The sequence below is a fragment of the Saezia sanguinis genome, assembly GCF_963921665.1.
Classification (GTDB): Bacteria; Pseudomonadota; Gammaproteobacteria; order Burkholderiales; family Burkholderiaceae_C; genus Saezia; species Saezia sanguinis.
In genome coordinates, this window is the sequence record NZ_CAWUGC010000012.1 from 276532 (window position 1) to 299897 (window position 23366).

Genomic DNA, 23366 nt, shown 5'->3' on the forward strand with positions numbered 1-23366 from the left:
AGAGTCAGTTAATATTTTGAATGTAACAAATAAGGGCATGCCTGATTAGTGGCCTGAATGCGAATGGACTCGTGAAAATAATTCATCAGTGACAGCGTGTACTGTGAAAATTTGAAACACAATTAAAAGCATGCATCATTGACGCAATATCACTGGAGTCACCATGTTTTTATTTGACAATACAATAAATTGACTTAAGCCAGAGGAGAGAAAAATGTTTGAGTTGACGCGTCAGGTAGCCCTGGTGACAGGAGGCGCTAACGGTATTGGTAAAGGAATTGCAGAGGTTCTTGCACAAGCAGGGGCTCAGGTGGTGATCGCAGATATTGACCAGGTTAATGGACAGAAAGCAGCCAAAGAGCTTAATGGGGTGTTTCTGAAAATGGATGTCACTGACCACGACAATGTGCAGTCCGTGATGAATGAAGTGGAAAAACAGTTTGGGCGTTTGGATATTTTGTGTTCCAACACAGGCATTTTTCCACAGGCCATGCTTGAAAACATGACAGAGGCCGACTGGGATCAAATGCATACCATCAATTTGAAGGGCATGTTTTTTGTGGTTCAGGCAGGGTTGAAGCTGATGAAAAAACAAAAATACGGCAGGGTGATCATCACGTCTTCCATTACCGGACCGGTTACCGGTTTTCCCGGCTGGAGCCATTATGGCGCCACGAAGGCCGGGCAGCTCGGGTTTATGCGCTCTGTTGCATTGGAATACGCTCGCCACGGGATCACGGTCAATGCGGTTCAGCCAGGCAATATTCTGACCGAAGGTTTAAAGGCGCAGGGCGAAACCTATCTGAACCAGCAGCGGGCGATTATTCCGACGCATACTTTAGGCGAGCCAAAAGATATTGGCTATGCCGTATGTTTTCTGGCCTCCAGGGAGGCGAGCTTTGTCACCGGGCAGACAATCATCATCGACGGCGGGCAGATTCTGCCCGAATCGCCTGAGGCTTTGCTGTAATCGTCATCCTGTGCACTGAATTCTGATGCACCTCCTGCAGGGGGTGTATAGGAGGTAAGGGCAGTGGGTAGTACAGTACGTATGAGTATGCGATCTGTGACGCATATGTGGGGCTGCTGTTGCATAAACCTGACGGGTTGAAATATCTCAATTTGCCCCTAATTTCAGTATCAATGTGCACTTTTCATTTACCCGGATGGCCTGTTTTCCAGTTTCGTTTTGTGCCATATTAAAAAGTATATAAATTACTTAATTGTTTTGTCATTTTGAAACAGGAGTGGCAGAATACCCCAAAAACTGTGAAATATTTCACGATTTATATCAAGACAAACAAAGAGTCAGACAGATAAAATTGGACGCCTAAACAATACCCACACTATAAATCAACTGATTGTTTAGTCTTTTCTTGCTTTGTGTTGTTTCGAAGAGCCCAAGTAGAGAATCATCAAAATAGTTTTTCATTTCCGCCCATATTTTGGGGCCGGGTAGTCAAAATTTTCATTCAGCGCACACATTGTGAGGACCAGTCATATGAAAAGCGATCAGCGGGCATCTTCTATCCGTCGCCGTCGTAATCGTGGTTTTAATTACCCGATGAAATCTTTATGTAAAGAGATTAAAAATGCATTGCCGTTGCTTGCACTGGTTGTGGCAATACCTGCATATGCACAAATCGATGTACCCAGCGGAGATTTGGGCAGCATTTTAAATGGTGGCAGCTACAACCTGCGTTTGACTGGTGATGTAACCTGGAGCAGCACCAACCCCTTTTATGTCAATAATGCGACCAAAACAAACATTGTCATTGACGGCAATGGGCAGACAATTGATATCTCTGGCGCTGGCAATCTTTTTATAGGCAATACAACTGGCACTTCAACGCCTTTTTCTCTGGCAATTACAAATGCCATCATCACCCAAACGGCTTTGAGCACTGCGCGCAGCGCTATGTTCTGGATATCTGTCAGCGGTGTGACCGGTAACCTGAATCTGGAAGGTACGACTTTTCAAAATATCAGGCCCACAGGCAATGGCGGTGTAGGTGATTATGGTCCGATTATCAATCTGCGATCTGGCAACTCGACCTGGAATGTTGATGGTGGAACGGCTGGTGTGACATTTCAAGGTAACAAGGGCAATGCGGATCAGCCGGGTGTTGTGGGTGTTTATGCAGGCTCAGTGAATTTCAATGGCAAGGTCACGTTTGATTCTAACTGGACCGGGAACTATGGTGGCGCTGTATCGGTGTATGAGGCAGCCAATAGCACAATGACGTTCAATGGCCAGACGCTGTTTAAGAATAACCGCGCAGCAACTTTTGGCGGTGCCGTTGACCTGTGGAGTGGTTATTCAACGCTGATATTTAACGGCATCACCACATTTGATGGTAATTATGTTTATGGACAAGGGGCCTTAAATTTTGATTTCCCCTGGAGTATCAACGATCAGCATGCCGCAGGCGGCGCGATCCATATGGGCTATCTTGCCGGGACGGGTGGAGGCATCACATTCAATGATAGTGTTGTGTTCAACAATAATTTTATTGTCAACACTAAGTCCGGTGCCACAATTAGCGATGCATTGGGTGGTGCAGTTTCGCTAAATGCCAAAGGCGGTTCGGGCAGTAGCTATACCTACAACCTGAGTCTGAAAGGGCCTTCCACTTTTACGGACAATTACGTTTATTCTAGCAGTGGCCATGGATATGGCGGCGCTATTTATACCGATTCCAGTGGCACAGTTTTTGTAGGTGGTGGTAGCAGCTTCACCAATAACGTAGCAAGCACAGCCGGTGGGGCTATTTATGTGCGGCGCGGAACTATCAGCTTGTCAGCAGACAGGGGTAATATTACTTTTCAGGGCAATCGCCAGGGAGCAACTTTTTCATCCTACAGCAAAACGCTGGAATCGGGCAGTTCTTATACGTTTTACCAGCCAAATGCTGGCACAGGTACGCCCAATGCGATTTACTGGACCAATAATCAGACAGCATCACATGCCCTGAACCTGGATGCTGCTGCCGGTAATGCCATCAACTTTTATGATCCTTTGCTGGCGGATTCCGGTGTGACATTAACCGTGACTAAAACCGGAGATGGTGAAGTTGCGTTCTATGGCGACAATGGTGCGTCCACCAATTACAACTCGCTCTCTTCATCAACGACCAATACCACGGTCAATGGCGGCACTTTTACAGTGGGTAACAGCGCTGCATATGGCAATGCGGCTGCAGGCACGTTTACGCTCAGCTCTGGTGCTACGCTTAAAGGCAGTAACAATGGTACATTGAGAGCGGCAGCAATCCGGCTGAATAATGGCAGTGGTTTAACTGTCAGCGGTGGCACTTTGGCGCTGGATTCAGCTTCCATTGCGTTGGGCAGTGCAGCCAATGGCATCATTAACCTCACAGGCTATGGTACGCTGAATGCCTCATCGAATCTGAATGCAGCTTACAGCGGTACATCTGTTGCGGCCAATATCGGCACGGATGGCAGTTCCAATCCATACACGCTGACACTGAATGCGGCTTTTTCGGGGGCAACCAATATCACCAAAACCGGTGATGGGATTCTGGAGTTGTCTGTAGCCCAGTCATATACCGGGGGAACTTATGTCAACGCGGGTACCGTGCTGGTCAACAATGCCGGCACACTGGGCAGCGGTGTTGTCAATATTGCCTCAGCGGGGACGGTGAACATTGCCAGCCCCAGCAGCGGCAACTACACATTTGGCAATGTATTGACTGGTGCGGGTCTGTTACAGGTCGGGCTGGCGAATACAGGCAATACATTTGATTTTGGTGCATCCACAGGTCCCGCTTTTGCGGGAACGGCTGAGCTGGGTAACAGCAGTTTCAGTCTTGCCGGTAATAATACGGTGGCACTGACAAACGCCACGCTGAAACTCGATAGCGGTAATACAACCATAGTGGGCAGTGGAACCCAGGCGATTGGCAACCTGAATATCAATGGCGGCACATTGCGTTTCAGCAATATGCCCACAGGTGTTATCAGCACAGGTGTTTTGAGCCTGAACTCAGGTATCATTCAGGCCGATAACGATATCTCCGGTGTTTTGGCAGAGCCATTGCTGCATCAGGATGAAGGCTCCAGCCAGCAACTCATCGCTGCATCTTCGGTAGCGGGTCAGGCCGCTAACCTGAGCCTGCAGGATACGTCAGGCGTGGCGTACAGTACGGCAACCTCCAACATTGTCCAGGATTCGGGAGCGGTGGTTGCCATAGGGACATATACAACAAGTTTGACTTCTGACAGTGCCGGGCTGTATCTCAACCATGTGCTGACCAGGCTGGATCTGCAACCAGGGCAAAGATTATCGCTTGATTCCGCAGCAGCCGGCATTGAAGACATGAAGGCACAGATTACGGGTAGCGGTAGTCTGTGGCTCAGTACCGTAGATACGATTATTCTCAACAACGCCACCAATGATTACACAGGCACAACAGAGGCTGCCGAAGGGCTCATCATACTGGGCAGCGACAACGCACTGGGACAGACCAGTCTGCTCAATATCAGCAATGCTTTTGGCCCGACCACTGTTGATGTCAACGGCAAAACCCAGACGGTAGGTGGACTAAGTGGCGTAGGTAATCTGGATATCAACGCAGGCAACCTGAGCATCAGCAATGGCGGCACATTCAGCGGTATCATCTCAGGCACCAGCGGCCAGTTGAACCTTACCGGCGGCACATTGACGCTCACGGGTGCCAACAGCTACACCGGCAACACCAGTGTAGCTTCGGGCAGCACCATGGCCATTGGCGATGGTGGCAGCACAGGCAGCTACGCCGGCAACATTGTCAACAATGGCAGCGTCAATTTCAGCCGCAGCGACAGTACGACTTATGCAGGCGTGATCATCGGCAATGGCAACATGAGCCAAAGCGGCGGTGGCACGCTGACCCTGACCGGCAACAACACTTACACAGGCGGCACCACAGTGGCAGCGGGCAGCACCTTGCAACTGGGCAATGGTGGCACCAGTGGCATGGTGGCAGGCGACATCACAGACAACGGCAGTGTTGTATTCAACCGCAGTGATGCGCTGACCTACGCAGGTGTGATCAGCGGCTCTGGCAGCATGAGCCAGAACGGCACTGGCACGCTGATATTGACAGCTGACCATACTTATACGGGCGGTACCACCGTGGCAGCCGGCAGCACTTTGCAGCTAGGTAATGGCGGTACTACGGGCAGTGTTACAGGCAATATTACAGACAATGGCACACTGATTTTTAACCGCAGTGACAATCAAACATACGCAGACGTAATCAGTGGCAGCGGCAATCTGATCAAACAAGGCAGTAATACGCTGACATTGACCGGTGCCAATGCCTATGCCGGCACAACAGATGTGGATGCCGGCACGCTGGTGGTCAGTGGTAGCGGAACAATAGGTGCCGGTGCGGTAGACATTGCCTCAGGGGCCACATTGCAAATTGCAACGCCAGCCAGCGGCAGCTACACTTTTGGCAACGTACTCACCGGCAGCGGTTTGCTGCAGGCTGGTTTAACCGATGCTGCCGATTCATTTGATTTTGGTGCATCCACAGGTTCTGCTTTTACAGGAACGGTTGAACTGGGTAACAGCACTTTCAGCCTTGCCGGTAATAACACAAGCGCACTGACAAATGCGACGCTGAAAATCAATGCTGGCAATACGACGACAGTAGGCAGCGGCACACAGACGGTGGGCAACCTGCATATCAATGGCGGTATTTTGAGTTTTGCTAATCTGCTCAGCGGCACCATTGCGACCAATGCGCTGACATTGAGCAGCGGTGAAATCCGCATTGACCCGACCGATGTGGTCGATCTCACAGGGTCGTTACTGGTGCAGGATGAGGGGGTTAACAACCGCCTGATCAGCGCCAGCAGTGTCACAGGATCAGCAGGGAGCTTTTCGCTGAACAATTTGGCAGGTGCAGCACTGAGCAGTGGGCAGGTTGCTATTGTTCAGGCTTCTGACACCGTGGCACAGGGCACATATGGCTATTCACTGAATACAGGCAACTCAGATGGCCTGTATGTGAATTATCGTTTGAGCCAGGTCGACATATTGTCGGGCAAAACACTGACTTTATCTGGTGATGCTGCAACACCCACAGGAGCCGCAGACCTGACCGCACAAATCACCGGCAGCGGTAATCTGCTGGTTAATGCGACCAACAGCATTACGCTGAATAATGTCACCAACAACTACACCGGCAGCACGACAGTCAGTGGTGGCACACTGGTGCTGGGCAGCAATAACGCGCTGGGGCAGACCAGCCTGCTGAGCATCGATGCCGGTGCAGCAGCCAACATCAATGGCCAGAGCCAGACCGTTGGCAGCCTTGGCGGTGCAGGTGGGCTGAACGTCAATGCAGGCAATCTGAGCATCAGTAATGGCGGCACATTCAACGGTATTATCTCGGGCACCAGCGGCCAGTTGAACCTCACCGGCGGTACACTGACGCTCACGGGGGCTAATACCTACACCGGCAACACCAGTGTAGCTTCGAGCAGTACCATGACCATCGGTAATGGTGGCACCACAGGCAGCTATGCAGGCAATATTGCCAACAGTGGCAGCGTCAACTTCAGCCGCAGCAACAGTACGACCTATGCGGGTGTGATCAGCGGCAGTGGCAACATGAGCCAAAGCGGTGGCGGTACGTTGATCCTGACCGGCAACAACACCTATACAGGCGGTACCACCGTGGCAGCCGGCAGTACCTTGCAACTGGGCAATGGTGGAACCAGTGGCAGCGTTACAGGCAACATCACAGACAATGGCAGCGTTGTGTTCAACCGCAGTGATGCGCTGACCTATGCAGGTGTAATCAGTGGTTCCGGCAATCTGGTCAAACAAAACAGCAATACTTTGACACTCAGTAGTGCCAACAGCTACAGCGGCGGTACAACGGTGAGTGGGGGAACGCTGGTTCTGACAAATGCAAATGCGGCAGGCACCGGCACAGTGGCGCTGAGCGCGAATACGCTGATGGATCTGGACTTTAATGGCTCTTTTGCCAATGCGGTTACCGGCAACTCCAATACAACCGCCAGCATTCAGAATGGGAACACTGTAACGCTCACGGGTACAAATACCGGGTTCAGCGGTTTATGGGAAATTGACGGCACCGCCAATGTAGGGGCCGCAGACAATCTGGGAAGCGGCAGCGTTGCCTTGGCAGGTACATTGAATGTTGTGCCAGTCAGCGGTACTTATACATTTGCCAACGCATTGAACGGTGACGGGTTGTTGAATGTCAGCATGGGCAGTGCTACCGATGCCTTTAATTTTGCGGCTTCAGCCGGAAATGCATTTACCGGCACCGTAGCGCTGAACAACAGCGTATTTGCGCTTGCAGGAGATAATACAGCGGCGCTGACAAATGCAACTTTAAGGCTGAATAGCGGCAATGTGACAACCGTTGGCGCCGGGGCTCAGAACATCGGCAACCTGGAGTTCAATGGCGGCAGCCTGGCTTTTGGTGGTGCGTTGCCACCCGGTACCGCAGCTACAGGCATTGTCAATACAACGGACCTGACGCTGACAAGCGGCCAGGTGCGGGTAACGTTGCCGACGACCGGCATTCCTAACCCGTCATCTCCTGGTTTGAATCTGCTGGCGCAGGATGACGCCAATATCATGGCACAACTGGTGGCAGCCAGTGGTGCGATCAGTGGCAATATCAGCAATATCGTGTTGGCAGATGCCAATGGTAATCCGATAAATTCTGCACAGGTACTGGCCATTACAGAAGGTGGCACCGCGGTTGCCAATGCCAGCTATGATTTTCGGCTGACTACTGGCACCGGCAATGACGGTATTTATTTCAACTACGGATTGACACAACTGGATCTGCTTTCCGGCCAGACATTGCATCTGGCTGCAGATAGCGGCGCATCAGGCAATGCAGCAACCATGTCGGCCAAGCTGACCGGGGTTGGCAATCTGGACGTGGATGCTTCTGCCGCAAGTGGACAGGCTGTGACACTGGCCAATGCCGGCAACGATTACACCGGCAGCACGGCAGTGAGTGGTGGCACACTGGTGCTGGGCAGCAATAACGCGCTGGGGCAGACCAGCCTGCTGAGCATCAATGCCGGTGCCGCAGCCAACATCAATGGCCAGAGCCAGACCGTTGGCAGCCTTGGCGGTGCAGGTGGGCTGAACGTCAATGCAGGCAACCTGAGTATCAGCAATGGCGGCACATTCAGTGGCATCATCTCAGGCACCAGTGGCCAGTTGAACCTTACCGGCGGCACACTGACGCTCACGGGTGCCAATACCTACACTGGCAACACCAGTGTAGCTTCAGGCAGCACGATGTCCATCGGCAATGGTGGCACCACAGGCAGCTACGCAGGCAACATTGCCAACAGCGGCAGTGTCAACTTCAGCCGCAGCAACAATACGACCTACGCGGGTGTGATCAGCGGCAGTGGCAGCATGAGCCAAGGCGGTGGCGGTACGCTGGTTCTGACCGGCAACAACACCTATACAGGCGGTACCACCGTGGCAGCAGGCAGCACCTTGCAACTGGGTAATGGTGGCACCACAGGCAGCGTTACAGGCGACATCACAGACAACGGCAGTGTTGTATTCAACCGCAGTGATGCGCTGACCTACGCAGGTGTGATCAGCGGCTCCGGCAGCATGAGCCAGAACGGCGCTGGCACACTGATACTGACAGGTAACCATACCTATGCGGGTGGCACCACAGTGGCAGCCGGCAGCACTTTGCAGCTAGGCAATGGCGGCACCACAGGCAGCGTTACAGGCAACATCACAGACAATGGCACACTGATTTTTAACCGCAGTGATGCATCCACTTTTGGCGGTGTGATCAGCGGCAGTGGGCAGTTGCAGCATGATGGCAGCGGCACCACGACATTGACGGCTGTCAATATCTATACCGGAGCAACCACGGTAAATGGCGGAACGTTGCGTCTGACCGGGGGCGGCGCCATTGGCGGGGGCAATGTGGTGCTGGGCTCGGCAGGTACCTTGTTGATTGATGCGCCTGCAAGTGGCAATTACAGCTTTGCCAATGCGCTCAGCGGCAGCGGTAATCTGGTGGCAGCATTGGGTGCAAATACCAATACATTTGATTTTGCCTCCACTGTGGGCAATGCTTTTTCCGGCACATTCAAGCTGAATCAGGGCTCAATGGCGCTGGCAGGAGATAACCTGACCGCGCTGAGCAATGCAACGCTCGAACTCGGGGCCAATGGCCTTGCTTCTCTGAATGCCAACAACAGCATCGGCAATCTGACATTCAATGGCGGTCAGTTGGATGTTGCTATGGTCAATGCCAACACGGCATATGTGCTGACCGTCGATCATCTGGAAGTGGATGTTCCGGGAGGGGCAACTATTCCCGGCACTGTGAACCTGGACGTAGCCTCATTGCCTGGAGGAATTGCTCCAACTGGCAATCTGCTGCAGCAAGACGAGGTCAGTACCAATACGGGCATCAAAATCGTGGCCTCCAATACAGTGAGTTCGGTAGGCAAGCAATTGACCTTGTTGCTTGATGGCGTCGCTCCTACAGATACCACCCTCACCATTCATGACGGTTTTGGAAATAACGATGTGAGCGCCACCTATGGTTACATGGCGGTGACAACACAGTCCAACACACCTGGAGAAACAGGCCTGTATGCTGGTTATGTGCTCAAGGAGCTTCAGAGCAACAGCAATGTTGTGCTGGATTCTACAGGCGCAGCCAATGAATCGATGGGTGCCAAACTTACCGGTACAGGTAATTTTGAATACCGAGCCAACAGCGACAGCATCACACTGCTCAATTCTGCCAATGACTATACAGGCCAGACCACAGTCAGCAGTGGCACCTTGATTCTGGGCGATAACCATACACTGGGCAATACCAGTGCGGTCAATCTTGCCAATGGTGCTGCCCTGAACGTGAATGGCGCAACACAAAGCGTTGGTGCTTTGAACGGCAGTGCAGGTTCTGTGCTGAACCTCAACGGTGGGGACCTGACCATTACCAATGGAGGTACCAGCGCCGGAACCCTGGCAGGTAGCGGCCAACTGACCTTATCCGGCGGGACCCTGACAGTTCAGAACGCCAATACAGGCCTGACAGCCTCAACCACCATTGACAGCGGAGCAACGGCTGTGTTGCACCATGCAGCAGGTCTGGGCAGTGGTGCCATGGCGCTGGACGGTACACTCGCGTTCGACAACGCCAGCGGTACTTTTGCCAGCAGTACCAGTGGTGCCGGTGTGATGCAGTTGAACAATAGCAGTCATGTCAGCCTGGCTGGTGACAACAGCGGCTATAACGGCAATGTCAACATCACAGCCGGCAGCAGCCTGACCGGCAGTTCTGCTGAAAACCTGGGGAGCAGCACCATCGGTAATGATGGGCAGTTGATTCTTGCAGGCAATGGCGACTGGACTTTCAGCAATGCCATGAGCGGTAGCGGGGAAGTGGTCAAACAGGGCAGCGGCATGGTGCGCATTGGCTCCGATTATGGTCATACAGGCGGCACAACGGTCCAGGCCGGGACGCTGGCGCTGGAAAACAGCAGCGCAGCGTTGTCAGGTGGCGGTGCGGTCAATATCGCCAGCGGCTCGACACTGGGTGGATACGGCAACATTTACGGTACCGTAACCAACCAGGGCAATCTGGCTGCAGGGGACGCCATCAATGCCCTGACCGGCGGGGCTGGCGAACTGATGGTGCATGGCGACCTGATCAACCATGGTGCGGTCGTTCTGGCCGGGCGTACAGTCGGTAACAGGTTGACCGTGACCGGTAATTACAGCGCAGCCAGCGACCTGGTGATCAACAGTGCGCTGGGAGATGACTCCTCCCCAACCGACAAACTGGTGGTGCAGGGCAACACCAGCGGCCATACTTCGGTAACTGTCTATAACGTGGGCGGTGTCGGGGCTCAGACAAGCAATGGCATTCAAATCGTTGAAGTTGGTGGCGCCTCCAATGGTACCTTTGCGTTGAGCGGGCGTGTGGTTGCCGGTGCCTATGATTATTACCTGCATCAAGGCAGTGTAAACAATCCGAATGACGGCAACTGGTATCTGCGCACACCGGATCCTTATGTGCCGACACCAACGCCAACGCCTGTCATTCCTATCCGTCCCGAGGTGGGTGCCTATATGGCCAACCAGGATGCAGCGCTAGACATGTTCATGCACGGTATGCATGACCGTTTTGGCGACAGCCAGTTCATTGCCGGTAATGTAACCGACAAGTCCGTCCCCAGCTTCTGGGCCCGTACGAGCGGTTACTACATGGATAGCCGGGCGGCAGGGCAGATTGACCAGAACCGCTGGGGCAGTGCGCTTCAGATGGGGGGTGATCTGGCGCGCGGCACTTCCGAGCAGGGCAACTGGCGTGTGGGTGTGATGGCCGGCTATGGTTCAGCCAAGAGCAGAAACCAGACCGATGGCCAGACACCGATGGCACGCAGCGATGTCAACGGCTATAGCGTAGGCATATATGGCACCTGGTTTGCCGATGGAGAAACCGGCAGCGAAGGGCCTTACCTGGATACCTGGGCACAGTATGGCTGGTATGACAACAAAGTGCACGGCGATGAGCTGGCGCAGGAAAGCTATCACAGCCGCACCATGGCAGGCTCGGTTGAAGGAGGCTGGACCTTCAAGGTGCATGAAGACGATACGACCCGCATTTTTGTACAGCCGCAGGCACAGTTGACTTATGCACACTATAAAGGTACTGATGTATATGAAAACAACGGTACCCTGGTGCAAAGCCGTAACAACAGTGGCCTGATCAGCCGCCTGGGGGTTCGTGTATTCGGTTCGCAGCAAAGCGGGCATGACCAACAGTGGCAGCCGTTTGTTGAAGCCAACTGGATCTATAACGATGTTGGCGCAGGCGTTGCCATGAACGGGCAGGGCTTTGATACCAGCATGCCCAGGAGCCGGTTTGAACTGAAAACCGGTGTCGAGGTACGGATCAATGACCGCTGGAATGTATGGGGCCATATTGGTGCCCAGCAGGGGCACGAAGGCTATATGCGCCTTGAAGGCTTGGCGGGGGTCAAGTATTCGTGGTAAGTGGTGTTCGGATTCGGATATCTCATCAAAAAAGGCGACCTGAAAAGGCCGCTTTTTTTATCCATAACCTAGAACAAAGTGTGTTTGCATTCACACATGCAGTTTATTGTTATAGTTGAAAACATTGACTGATAATGATTCTCATTTATAATTGCGTATTCTGTTTTATTATTCGCTGTTCCTGTGCAATGGGTGCATCAGATTCCATAAGCAGCAAATAGGGTTACGCTTTAATTGAATGTCTTTAACTGCACGCAACGCTGCCATTGTGATTTTTGTCGCCTTATGCCATGCCGGATTTCTTTGGATGCTGGCTGCGGCAAGGTCTAACATAGAACCACCCAAAATCATATCCGTTGCTTTGCTGGGATCACTGGTTGCCCCGCCAGCAGCAGCCCAGACACCTGCGGCATCCAGTCCGGAACCAGCAGCCCCGCCCGCACCTCCACCACCTGTGCCGCAACCTGTGGAGCCGCAGCGCCAAAGGCCTGTGCAGCCAACGCCGCCGCCTCCAAAACCGACACCCAGTCCAACGCCCAGGCCGGTGGAGCAGCCTGTAACACCACCTCCGCAGCCAGTACAGGAACCTGCTCCGGCTGTCAGTGAGACAACATCGGCCGTTGCTGAGTCTGCTGCTGCCAGTACACAAACTGCTGCCAGCAATAACTCTTCGGAAACCGGTTCGTCAGCCGGAGGTGCCGCACGCGGCGACCCATCGGGTGCTGAAAACGCAGTGACAGAGCCATCGTCCAGCGCATCGTATCTCAATAATCCAAAACCGCCTTATCCACAGGCATCACGGCGCATGATGGAAGAGGGCACCGTGATTCTTCGCGTGCTGGTCAGTGCGCAGGGCAAAGCCAACCGTGTGGAGATCAAGGTTTCCAGCGGATTTGCCAGGCTGGATCAGTCGGCCCGGCAAACCGTACAGAACTGGCGGTTTGTACCGGCCAAGCGGGGCAATACGCCTATTGATATGTGGTATGACGTCCCGGTCAATTTTTCACTTCGCAATCCATAAAAACAGGAATTACGCTCATGAATGAATCTTTTGGTTTGGCTGGCTTATGGCAGCAGGGTGATTGGGTGACACGCAGTGTTGCCGTCTTCTTATTGCTGATGTCCATTGCAACCTGGGTGGTGATCGTCATCAAGCTGATGAACTTATGGCAGCTTAAAAAGCAGGCCAAGGCTGCGGAAGCGTTCTGGCACGGCAGTGATTTTGATTCCGCCTTGCCGAGTCTGGGGAAAAACAACTGCTCTCCCTGGCGCATGCTGGCAGTCGAAGGACGCGAAGCGGTGCGCCATCACCAGAACAGCAAGCAGCAGCTGCATGACAGCCTGGACATCTCAGACTGGGTGACGCGTATTTTGCGCAATGCTCTGGATACGCTGTCCGCACGCATGAGTTCCGGGCTGGCAATTCTGGCGTCTATCGGCTCTACGGCACCATTTGTCGGCCTGTTTGGAACCGTCTGGGGCATTTACCATGCGCTGATCAGTCTGAGCAGCGGCGGGCCAGCCACCATTGATAAGGTTGCAGCGCCAATTGGTGAAGCATTGATCATGACAGCGTTTGGTCTGGCGGTGGCGATTCCTGCGGTATTGGGGTACAACGCACTGGTGCGCGCCAATAAAACTGTCAGCAGGCAGTTGCATCGTTTTGCCAATGACCTGCATGCGTATCTGATTACCGGCACACGCATGGCGTCCGCTGAGGAAATGGACAAGGTGATTCAGCTTAAAAGGGCTCAGAAAAAAGGCTGAAATGTGAGCATGAGCGTAACGAATAAAGGAACCTGATATGGCTTTTGGCACACTCGATGAGCAGGATGATGATGCCGTCATGAATGAAATCAACATGACGCCGCTGGTGGATGTTATGCTGGTTTTGCTGATTGTTTTTATCATCACAGCGCCCGTGATGCACCACGCTTTTCAGTTAAATCTGCCGCAGGAATCAAGCCAGCAGCAGGATATCAAGCCCGATACCATCCAGGTGGCCGTGCATGCAGATGGTAGTTACCAGTTGGATGAGGAGAAAGTGACTGTGGAGGAACTGGCGGCCCGCCTTGCTGTGGCGGCACAGCTTGATCCGCAGCCCGAACTGCATATCAGTGCAGATAAGGACGCACGCTACGAGTTTGTCGTGCATGTGATGGGAGTAGCCCAACAGGCTTCGCTGACCAAAATCGGGTTCGTCACCAATCCGGCTCCATAATCCGGAGGGAGATTCCAATGCAAAATGCGCATGAAAGCAATACCGCCAATACTCCGACAATGGATGTGGCATCCCTGATCGACAAGCAGCGGATTTCGCCTGTGCAGATCCTGATCATGCTGATCTGTTTTGGCATCATGGCAGTGGATGGGTTTGATACCTTTATCATCAGTTACATTGCATCGGCACTGAAAGATGAATGGGGTATTGCCTCAGAACAACTGGCGCCGCTCCTGAGTGCCGGGCTTGCCGGGCTGATGGTGGGCGCATTTGTTTTTGGGCCGCTGGCAGACCGTTTCGGGCGTAAAAAAGTGCTGGTATGTAGCATGGCTTTTTTTGGCGTCACCACGGTATTGTCCGCGCTGTCAGGCAGTCTGACCGAATTGACCGTTTTGCGTTTTCTGACCGGGCTTGGCTTGGGTGGTGCCATGCCGGCCGCATTGGCGCTGACCTCGGAGTATTGTCCGAACCGGCGCCGCTCGTTCATGGTGATGGTGATGTTTTGCGGCTTTACATTGGGGTCGTCGCTGGGCGGGCTGGCATCGGCATACCTGATTGACATGTTCGACTGGCGCGCTGTGCTGTGGCTTGGCGGTGGCCTGCCATTAATTCTGCTGCCGGTGACGATCTGGCTGTTGCCGGAGTCGGCCCGGTATCTGGCCATGAAGCAGCAAAAACCGGAACTGGTCAAACGCATCATGCAGCGCATTGCTCCGCAGGAAGACCTGTCCAAGGTGCATTTTGTTGTTTTTGAAAACAGCAAGGACATGCCTGCCCGCGCTTTGTTCCGTCCGGCATTGCTGAATGGCACCTTGCTGTTGTGGCTGGGGTTTTTCATGAGCCTGCTGGCGATGTTTTTGCTGGCTAACTGGCTGCCGACCCTGCTCAAAATCATGGGCCTGTCACAGAAAACAGCCTCTCTGGTTTCCATGATGTTCACTGCGGGCGGCACGACGGGGGCGATTATCCTGGGGTTGCTGATGGACAGAATCTCGCAGTCCAAGGTTTTATGTGTGAGTTTTACCCTGGCTGGCGGATTCATTGCTTTACTGGGCAATTTGCCTGCGGTACCGTGGCTGTTGGCGTTGGTGGTTTTCTTCGCCGGCATCTGCTTGAGCGGTTCCCAGGTGGGCATTAATGCGCTGGCGGCTTCTTACTACCCGACGGACTGCCGTGCCACCGGCGTGAGCTGGGCCAACAGTGTAGGGCGGCTGGGATCGGTACTGGGGTCGATGGCCGGCGGGCTGATGATGTCCATGCATCTTTCCAATCCGGTAGTGTTTCTGCTGACAGGTATTCCTGCGGTGATTACAGGGCTTGCCATGTTTACCTTCACGATTTTTCACCAGCAGCGGAACTATAAGGATGCTAGCGCGGTTTCTGTGATGACCTGATTGTCATGAGCGGTCAGAGCTCATGATGGTCTACTTGGTCTATTGTCCAGCCTGAACTTTTGAGGCTGGTTTCATCACATGAATACAGCAAAAAATACCTGCCTGTTTTAAAACCTCCGCTGGCGTATGGTTCATCACCACGAAGGCATGTGTGCTTGAAAAATAGCAGATAATATGAGAATGAGAATTGTTATCATAATTGTTTTATGATGACTTGAATGCATTTGTGCTGTTATCCGGTTGCATGGCGACATCAATCTACCAGGCAGTGTAAAGACATGCGTTTGCGGCAGTCAAATGCTGCATCAAGTGATGTGAAGCGGCCCAAATGCATAAAGCATCATTGCCCTGGTAAGAAATTTTGGAAGTAAAGGATAAGACACCAGGGCGTGTTAACACAAAATATAGGAGAGCGAAAGCATGTTCAGGCAGATGACCAGCAAGGCAAACCGAGTGCCGTGTAGTGCATCTACACAAACGAGGGCTAACACCGCTGGGCGCTGCTTGGGCGTCTTTCCCTTCGGGCTGCCATCAGGCATAGCGTATGCTTTGTCGCACCCCGCAATCAATAGCACCGCTATTCATTTTGGTTGCTTCGCGCATCCATCTATGCCTGATGAGCAGCGCACTTCCTATATTTAGTGTTAACACGCTCTAACATGATGACCACAACAAGCATGCAGCAAGCATTGACCCAGCCCCCGCTGAAAGCGCATTACCGCCGCGTGATCGGCAGGCAGTCGGTTGGATTGTGCCTGCTGGTTGTTCTGATTGCTTTGTCTTTATTGTTGGATGTGGTTTTAGGCTCTTCGCGCATGGAACTGGATCAACTGCTTGCGGCGTTATTCATGCGCACAGGCGACGCCGGCAATATGGCAGAGTTTATTGTGTGGCAGATCCGTTTACCCGAAGCGCTGATGGCTGTGGCTGTGGGCTTAAGCCTGGGGCTAGCAGGTGCGGAGATGCAGACCATTTTAAATAACCCGCTGGCAAGCCCGTTTACGCTGGGTGTTTCTTCAGCCGCAGCTTTTGGCGCTGCACTGGCAATGATTTTGCAGGTCAGCATTCCAGGCGTGCCTTCGCATTGGGTGGTATCCGCCAATGCATTTATTTTTGCTCTGGGTTCGGCCATGTTGCTGGATCTGGTAGCCCGCTGGGGCGGCATGAATACGTCAGGGATTGTGTTGTTTGGCATTGCGCTGGTATTTACATTCAATGCGCTGGTGTCTTTGATGCAGTACGTAGCGAGTGCAGACGCATTGCAGGCGCTGGTTTTCTGGACCATGGGCAGCCTGACCGGGCTGTCTGACGATGCCTGGATGAAGCTGGGCATTTTGTTTGTGGCATTTGCCATGATCCAGCCCTGGTCGCTTATGAATGCATGGCGCATGACTGCGATGCGGCTGGGGGAAGACCGGGCCAGCAGCTTTGGTGTCAATGTAAAGCGGTTGCGTCTGGGATCCTTGTTGCGCATCAGTATTCTGTCTGCGCTGGCGGTGGCGTTTGTCGGCACCATCAGTTTTATCGGGCTAGTGGCACCACACATTGCGCGCCGCCTGTTTGGTGAAGATCACCGCTTTTATCTGCCGGCATCGGCATTGATCGGGGCGCTGATTCTGTCGCTGGCATCTATTGCGTCGAAAAACCTGGTGTCCGGGGCGATTGTGCCGGTAGGTATTGTCACGGCACTGGTCGGGGTGCCTTTCTTCCTGCTGATTGTGCTGCGCCAAAGAGGTTTATCATGACGCAGTCAACCAGTCACAATGTACAGTCAGTGCCGGAAACAGCATCAGCAAAGGTGCTGAGCGGGCTGGAGTTGGGTGCTCTGGATATAGGCTACCGGCACAAAAAGATTTTTGAACAGTTCTCAACGCAGGCGCCTGTCAGGCACAACCAGGTAACCGCGCTGCTGGGGCCGAATGGCTGTGGCAAGTCCACCTTGATGAAAGCATTGGCCGGGCTGGTGCATATGCATGGCAGTGTACGGCTGGACGGGCACGAGATAGCGCACATTTCTTTTGCCGAGCGGGCCCGCAAAATTGTGTACATGCCGCAGACCCTGCCGCCTGCCGTGCACCTGCGTGTATTTGAAACCGTGTTGGTGGCTGCCAATGCGAGTGCACTTGGCTCAGGCAGTCAGACACAACAGGCGGTGCTGGATGATGTGTATGCTTTGCTGGAACAGTTGGGGATAACTCACCTGGCGATGCATTATCTGGACCAGCTTTCCGGCGGGCAAAAACAGATGGTGGCATTGGCACAGGCGTTGATCCGCAACCCGCAGGTGTTGCTGCTGGATGAGCCATTGTCTGCGCTGGATCTGAATTTTCAGGTGCATGTCATGCAGTTGATACGCCAGGTGACGCAGCAGCGGCAGATGGTGACGCTGGTGGTGCTTCATGATATCAACATTGCATTACGCGATACCGATGTGGTGCTGCTGTTAAAACCGGGGCAGCTTTATGCACAGGGCTTGCCGCAAGAGGTCATCACCGACAAGGCTTTGGCCGAAGTGTATGGCGTATCGGCACGGGTGGAGGTCTGTTCCATGGGCAGGCCGCAGGTATTTGTTGATGGTCTGGTATCTCATGCCATCTGAGGTCGATTTGAGAGAAAGCAGGGCAGGTTTTGTGAAAAGAGTTGTTCAGATTGTGATGCTGGTATGTGCATTTGCCGGATTCAACCTTAGCTACGCGGGCCAGTCAGATGCCCAGAATACTGCTGCACAACCGATTGTGATTACCGATATTGCAGGCCGCACAGTGACATTGCCAAAACCGGCCTCGCGTGTGGTGCTGACCCAGGCCCGGTATTTTCCGGTGCTGGGCATGATTCATCCTGATCCGGTCAGTATTCTGGCCGGCTGGTCGGATGAGTTTAAAAATTCTTATGCAGAGGAGTACGCCGAGTACCAGAGGCGTTTTCCGGCTATTGAGCGTATTCCTGTAGTCGGGCAGCACACTGCAGCCAGTTTTTCAGTGGAAAGGGCGCTGGCGGTAAAGCCTGATGTGGTGATCATGACCGCGGCGTTTGCGGGTATCCGGCCCAATACAGGCAATGCCGCTGCCAGCAGCTCTCCTTTGATTCGCAGGTTTGAGGCCGCCGGTGTGCCGGTGGTGGTGGTTGATTTTTTCATAGACCCGCTGAACAACACGGTTCCCAGTATGCGTATCCTGGGGCAGGTGTTGGGCTACCCGGAAAGGGCGCAGGCGTTTATCAGCTACTACGAAGCACATATGCAGCGCATTGCGCAGGGGGTTGCGACACTGAAGCACCGGCCCGACGTGCTGGTGCATGCCCATGCAGGGGCAACCGGGTGCTGTAATTCTCCCGGAGTGGGTACTTTCAATGAGATGATCCAGTATGCCGGCGGGCATAACATTGGGGAGGATGTGCTTCAGACACCTACTGGCCAGCTCGGGCTGGAATACATTATCCGCCGTAACCCCGCAGTGTACGTGGCAACGGGCACCGGAAGCAACCGCCTGAAAGGATTGGTGGTAGGGGCTGACGTTGCGTTGGCTGATGCGCAGCAGAGTTTGCGCCGGGTCGTGCAGCAGTCGCGCTTGCAGCCGATTATGGCGGTTCAGAGCGCTAATGCACATGGCATTTGGCATGGGTTTAATGATTCGCCGCTGAATGTGGTGTTTATTGAGGCTTTGGCCACCTGGATCAATCCGGATGCATTCAGTGACGTTTCAGCCCAAAAGACACTGGATGAAATCAGTGAGCGTTTTCTGCTGGTGCCGATGCACGGCACTTATCTGATTGACTGGGAAAAGCCGTGACAGCCCTTGCGTTCAGGAAAGTTGCAGAAGGGCATACCGGCATGGGGTTTGATGCCATTGAAGAATGCCTGCTGTTTTCTGCCGATGGTTTGCGGCGTTACCGGGTGCAGGTTGGTATCCCAGCTGGCATAGCGCCTGAGGCCGGTTTTCCGGTGTTGTTCATGCTGGATGGCAATGCGGTTTTTGAGCGTTTGCGCCATTCTGAACAGCAGCCTGCTGGCCCGGTATTGGTCGTGGGGATCGGGTACGACACAGAGGTTACTTTTGTTGCCGATGGTCGTGCTTTTGACTATACGCCCCCTATTGCCAATATGGCCGACCTGCGCGACCCGCGGGTACCGACGCGCAAAGCAGGCGGGGCGGATGCGTTCATCCGGTTGCTGTCTGATACCATCATGCCTGCCGTTTTTAAACGCTATCATGTTCGCCAGAACGCAACAGCTCTTTATGGGCACTCCTATGGTGCCTTGTGCGTTCTGCATACTCTGTTTACGCATACCGAACTGTTTCAGCACTGGATTGCGGTTAGCCCCTCTTTGTGGTGGCATGACCGCCATATCGAAAAAGAAACGGCTGCTTATGTGGCTCAGGCACAGCATCTGCCTGCATCGGTCACCCTGATGGCAGGAACCGATGAACAACTGCGCCAGCAACCCATTGGTGTTTGCGGTATCACTGAGGCCAACAGACCCGCTGGCATTCCCACATTGCCCTGGGTAGAGTCTTTGGCAGATCAGCTGGCGGCTGTGTCTGAACTGGATGTGACGTTTTTAACCCTGCCCGGAGCAGATCACCGGGGGGCGTTGCACATGTCGATTTTCAAGGCCATGGAAGTCGTATCTTCGCGGTTTAATGCGGGTTGATTGCAGCAGGCTTTGGGATGCTGTTGTCAATGTCCAAAAGACATCCTACAAATCGTAGGGGTTTATCTCAAATATATAGACGATGCATTTAAAATGCAAATGATTATTATTATCGTTTATAGAACAACTAACCACGTCTATTTCTGCATGACAGGCAGCGGGCTTGCGCATTAGCAGGTTCGCTTGCTGGAATAAATCTGTAGTACTACCCCAATATGCAGGCACAGCAGGTTAGCCAAATGAATGGCGTGAACAATCGAGTGACAGAATTTTCACATGATTTGTGCTCTGAACAGACACATCAAAACAAAAAAGTGGATGTATGGCTTTGCCGTACAGATGCTTTTTCAATGGTGGAAGATCTGCTGCCGTTCTTGAGCACGCCAGAGCAGATGTGGGCGCAAGCGCTCCGGCGGCAATCTGCACAACTGTCTTATGTTGTTGCGCATGCATTGCTGCGCTATCTGCTCAGCCATGTCTGGGGTTGTCAGCTGCCGGAAGCTTTTGAGCAGGGGCTTTATGGCAAGCCGTCCATCAAAGGAGTGCCTCTGCATTTCAGTTTGTCTCATACCGACGGGCTGGTTGCTGTTGCGATAGGCCATGTGCCAGTGGGGGTGGATGTGGAGTCACGCCTGGTTGATAACCCTCTGACTCTGGCGCAAGCGTGTTTTGCTGAACCGGAGTTGCTGGCGCTCAGGCAGGCAGATGACCCGGCACAGATGTTCCGGCATTACTGGTGCATGAAAGAAGCTGTTGTCAAAGCCACTGGTGCGGGCATGAGCCAGCCATTGAACGCATTTTCTGTATCTTCTGATGCAGCCTCGGAAAATGCATGGTGCTCAGTGCAACTGCTTTCAGGTCAGCATGTCAACGTCAGGCCTGTGGCAGTTCCGGCCATGTGGAATGCTGCAGTGGCCGTTATGCAGGCGAGTTCAGAACCGTTGGACAGCGTGACTTTCAGGACACACTGGATTGAAGGCAAAGCGCTTGCTGATGATTTGAAATGCGATGCCACGTTAACGCACAACATATAGATAGCATCACAAAAGCAAAGGTGAAAACAATATGATTCCAGCAGAACAGAAATGGCCTGCAGAGTTTGTAGAAAAGTACCGGGCCAAAGGCTACTGGCGGGGTGAAACGTTCGGGCAGATTCTGCGCGACAGGGCTCAGCAGTATGGCGACAAGGTTGCTGTGATAGACGAATATGGCCAGCAGTTAACGTATGCGCAACTGGATGAACAGGCTGATGCGCTGGCACGGGGTTTTCTGGAGATGGGTCTGAAAAAAGGGGACCGGGTTGTGGTGCATATGCCGAACAAGGCACAGTTCTTCCCGATCATCTTTGCGTTGTTCCGTGCCGGTATGTTGCCGGTATATGCGCTGGCAGCACACCGCATTACAGAGGTGGAGCATTTTGCGAAAACCGCACAGGCCTGTGCCTATGTGATTGCAGACCAGGTTGACCAGTTTGATTACCGGCAACTGGCTGCTGAGCTGCAGCAAAAAGTGCCCGAGGTGCAGAAAGTGATTGTGGTGGGCCATGCCGGGCCGGAATTTACATCGTACGATCAGGTGATGGCTTTGGGCAGGGCGTCAAAGCGCCAGCCGCAGGAGCCGCACCCGCAGGAGGTGGCTTTTTTGCAGATTTCCGGTGGCAGCACCGGGCTTTCCAAACTGATTCCGCGCACGCATGATGATTACATTTACACCCTGCGTGAAAGCAATCGCATTTGCAATGTCACGCAGGACAGTGTTTTCCTGGTGGTGATACCTGTTTCACACAACTATTCAATGAGTTCTCCGGGTAGTCTGGGCGCGTTGTATGCCGGGGCCAAAGTGGTGCTGGCAGCCTCTCCCAGCCCGGAACGGGCATTTGCGCTGATTGAGCGCGAAAAGGTGACCATTACCGCGCTGGTGCCGCCGCTGCTGCTGGTGTGGCTGCAGGCTGCAGCGCATAATCAGCATGATATTTCCAGCCTGGAAGTGGTGCTGGTTGGCGGAGCCAAGCTGACGGCAGAAGTGGCCAAACGGGTACGCCCGGTGCTGAACACGCAGTTGCAACAGGTGTTTGGCATGGCTGAGGGGCTGGTGAACTATACGCGGCTGGATGATCCTGACGAGGTGGTGATTCATACGCAGGGCCGGCCAATCAGCCCGGATGATGAGATTCTGCTGCTGGACGACCAGGGCAATCCGGTTCCGCAAGGCGAGCCAGGTTACCTGTATACACGCGGGCCGTATACCATTCGTGCCTATCACAATAATCCGTCAGCCAATGCACGCTCGTTTACCGATGATGGTTATTACATCACGGGTGACGTGGCCGTGATGACGCCTGAAGGCAACCTGGAAGTACGTGGCCGCGCCAATGACCACATCAACCGGGCCGGGGAAAAAATATCGGCCGAAGAGATTGAAGACCATCTGCTGGCGCATCCGCAGGTGTTTGATGCGGCGGTTGTATCAATACCTGATGAATACCTGGGCGAGCGTTCCTGTGCGTTCATTATTCCCAATGGCAAAAAGCCGCGTGCCGTGGAAATCAAACAGTGGATTCGCTCGCGTGGGCTGGCCGATTTTAAAGTGCCGGACCAGGTTGTGTTTGTAGAGCACTTTATTGAAACGGCAGTTGGCAAAACCAGCCGCAAGGAATTGCGCGCCGCGCTGCGTGAGCAGTTGCAGGCGCAGGAGCAGTCTGCTGCCAAAGTCTGAGTGCGCAGAATGTGCTGAGCGTGAATTATGAGTAGAAAGAGTAAACAATGACAACAACCCCATCACCCATACTGACCCTGGAGCGTATGCGGGAGGATATTGCCAAGGTTTTGCATGAGGATACCTCTGAAATTCGGGACGATGACAACCTGATTGATCTGGGGCTGGACTCCATCAGGGCGATGACGTTGCTGACACGCTGGCGCGAGGCGGGTGCGCATATTGATTTTGCCGATATGGCGCAGCGCCCTGAGCTGGGGTACTGGTGGCGGTTGGTGAGAGATGGGTTGCCGCAAAATTGAATGACAGGATCGAATGATAAAAGGG

13 protein-coding genes are annotated in these 23366 nt (G+C 53.4%); all 13 read left to right on the forward strand.

Features of this window, described 5'->3' with window-relative positions; translation table 11 throughout:
* Positions 1–214: 214 nt before the first annotated feature.
* The 13 genes from fabG to AACY98_RS08120 all read left to right on the forward strand — a co-directional run bounded on the left by fabG (position 215) and on the right by AACY98_RS08120 (position 23341).
* Complete coding sequence (fabG, locus tag AACY98_RS08060) at positions 215–970, forward strand: 3-oxoacyl-ACP reductase FabG (RefSeq protein WP_339803789.1); 756 nt, start codon at positions 215–217, stop codon at positions 968–970.
* Between the two features lie 531 nt (positions 971–1501).
* A complete protein-coding gene (locus tag AACY98_RS08065) occupies positions 1502–12058 on the forward strand; it encodes an autotransporter outer membrane beta-barrel domain-containing protein (RefSeq protein ID WP_339803793.1) in 10557 nt (3518 codons plus the stop codon).
* Positions 12059–12296: 238 nt separating this feature from the next.
* Positions 12297–13079: an energy transducer TonB gene (locus AACY98_RS08070; protein ID WP_339803795.1), complete on the forward strand. Its 783-nt coding sequence runs from the start codon at positions 12297–12299 to the stop codon at positions 13077–13079.
* A gap of 17 nt (positions 13080–13096) precedes the next feature.
* Complete coding sequence (locus AACY98_RS08075; RefSeq protein ID WP_126977590.1) at positions 13097–13825, forward strand: MotA/TolQ/ExbB proton channel family protein; 729 nt, start codon at positions 13097–13099, stop codon at positions 13823–13825.
* 37 nt (positions 13826–13862) lie between these two features.
* Positions 13863–14279, forward strand: a complete 417-nt coding sequence (locus tag AACY98_RS08080) for an ExbD/TolR family protein (RefSeq protein ID WP_339803798.1) — start codon at positions 13863–13865, stop codon at positions 14277–14279.
* 17 nt (positions 14280–14296) lie between these two features.
* Complete coding sequence (locus tag AACY98_RS08085; protein WP_339803801.1) at positions 14297–15673, forward strand: MFS transporter; 1377 nt, start codon at positions 14297–14299, stop codon at positions 15671–15673.
* Between the two features lie 659 nt (positions 15674–16332).
* Complete coding sequence (locus tag AACY98_RS08090; protein ID WP_339803803.1) at positions 16333–17418, forward strand: FecCD family ABC transporter permease; 1086 nt, start codon at positions 16333–16335, stop codon at positions 17416–17418.
* Positions 17415–18272 (forward strand): ABC transporter ATP-binding protein, encoded by an 858-nt coding sequence (locus AACY98_RS08095; protein ID WP_339803806.1) that lies wholly within the window; start codon positions 17415–17417, stop codon positions 18270–18272. The genes AACY98_RS08090 and AACY98_RS08095 overlap by 4 nt, the downstream gene beginning before the upstream one ends.
* 31 nt (positions 18273–18303) lie before the next feature.
* Positions 18304–19461 carry an ABC transporter substrate-binding protein gene (locus AACY98_RS08100; RefSeq protein WP_339803809.1) on the forward strand — a complete coding sequence of 386 codons (1158 nt, stop codon included), beginning with the start codon at positions 18304–18306 and terminating at the stop codon, positions 19459–19461.
* Positions 19458–20324: an alpha/beta hydrolase gene (locus AACY98_RS08105; RefSeq protein WP_339803812.1), complete on the forward strand. Its 867-nt coding sequence runs from the start codon at positions 19458–19460 to the stop codon at positions 20322–20324. Before AACY98_RS08100 ends, AACY98_RS08105 begins: the two co-directional genes overlap by 4 nt.
* Positions 20325–20563: 239 nt before the next feature.
* Positions 20564–21358, forward strand: coding sequence for a 4'-phosphopantetheinyl transferase family protein (locus AACY98_RS08110; RefSeq protein WP_339803815.1), 795 nt, complete (start codon positions 20564–20566; stop codon positions 21356–21358).
* Positions 21359–21389: 31 nt separating this feature from the next.
* On the forward strand, positions 21390–23039 hold the full coding sequence (locus AACY98_RS08115) for a (2,3-dihydroxybenzoyl)adenylate synthase (RefSeq protein WP_339803818.1): 1650 nt from the start codon (positions 21390–21392) through the stop codon (positions 23037–23039).
* A 47-nt stretch (positions 23040–23086) separates the two neighbouring features.
* A complete protein-coding gene (locus AACY98_RS08120) occupies positions 23087–23341 on the forward strand; it encodes a phosphopantetheine-binding protein (protein WP_339803821.1) in 255 nt (84 codons plus the stop codon).
* Positions 23342–23366 lie beyond the last annotated feature (25 nt).

What these genes read in the sequence shown, in the direction of transcription:
- fabG (WP_339803789.1), top strand. Translation starts at nt 215, where the DNA reads ATGTTTGAGTTGACGCGTCAGGTAGCCCTGGTGACAGGAGGCGCTAAC.
- AACY98_RS08065 (WP_339803793.1), top strand. Translation starts at nt 1,502, where the DNA reads ATGAAAAGCGATCAGCGGGCATCTTCTATCCGTCGCCGTCGTAATCGT.
- AACY98_RS08070 (WP_339803795.1), top strand. Translation starts at nt 12,297, where the DNA reads ATGTCTTTAACTGCACGCAACGCTGCCATTGTGATTTTTGTCGCCTTA.
- AACY98_RS08075 (WP_126977590.1), top strand. Translation starts at nt 13,097, where the DNA reads ATGAATGAATCTTTTGGTTTGGCTGGCTTATGGCAGCAGGGTGATTGG.
- AACY98_RS08080 (WP_339803798.1), top strand. Translation starts at nt 13,863, where the DNA reads ATGGCTTTTGGCACACTCGATGAGCAGGATGATGATGCCGTCATGAAT.
- AACY98_RS08085 (WP_339803801.1), top strand. Translation starts at nt 14,297, where the DNA reads ATGCAAAATGCGCATGAAAGCAATACCGCCAATACTCCGACAATGGAT.
- AACY98_RS08090 (WP_339803803.1), top strand. Translation starts at nt 16,333, where the DNA reads ATGATGACCACAACAAGCATGCAGCAAGCATTGACCCAGCCCCCGCTG.
- AACY98_RS08095 (WP_339803806.1), top strand. Translation starts at nt 17,415, where the DNA reads ATGACGCAGTCAACCAGTCACAATGTACAGTCAGTGCCGGAAACAGCA.
- AACY98_RS08110 (WP_339803815.1), top strand. Translation starts at nt 20,564, where the DNA reads ATGAATGGCGTGAACAATCGAGTGACAGAATTTTCACATGATTTGTGC.
- AACY98_RS08115 (WP_339803818.1), top strand. Translation starts at nt 21,390, where the DNA reads ATGATTCCAGCAGAACAGAAATGGCCTGCAGAGTTTGTAGAAAAGTAC.
- AACY98_RS08120 (WP_339803821.1), top strand. Translation starts at nt 23,087, where the DNA reads ATGACAACAACCCCATCACCCATACTGACCCTGGAGCGTATGCGGGAG.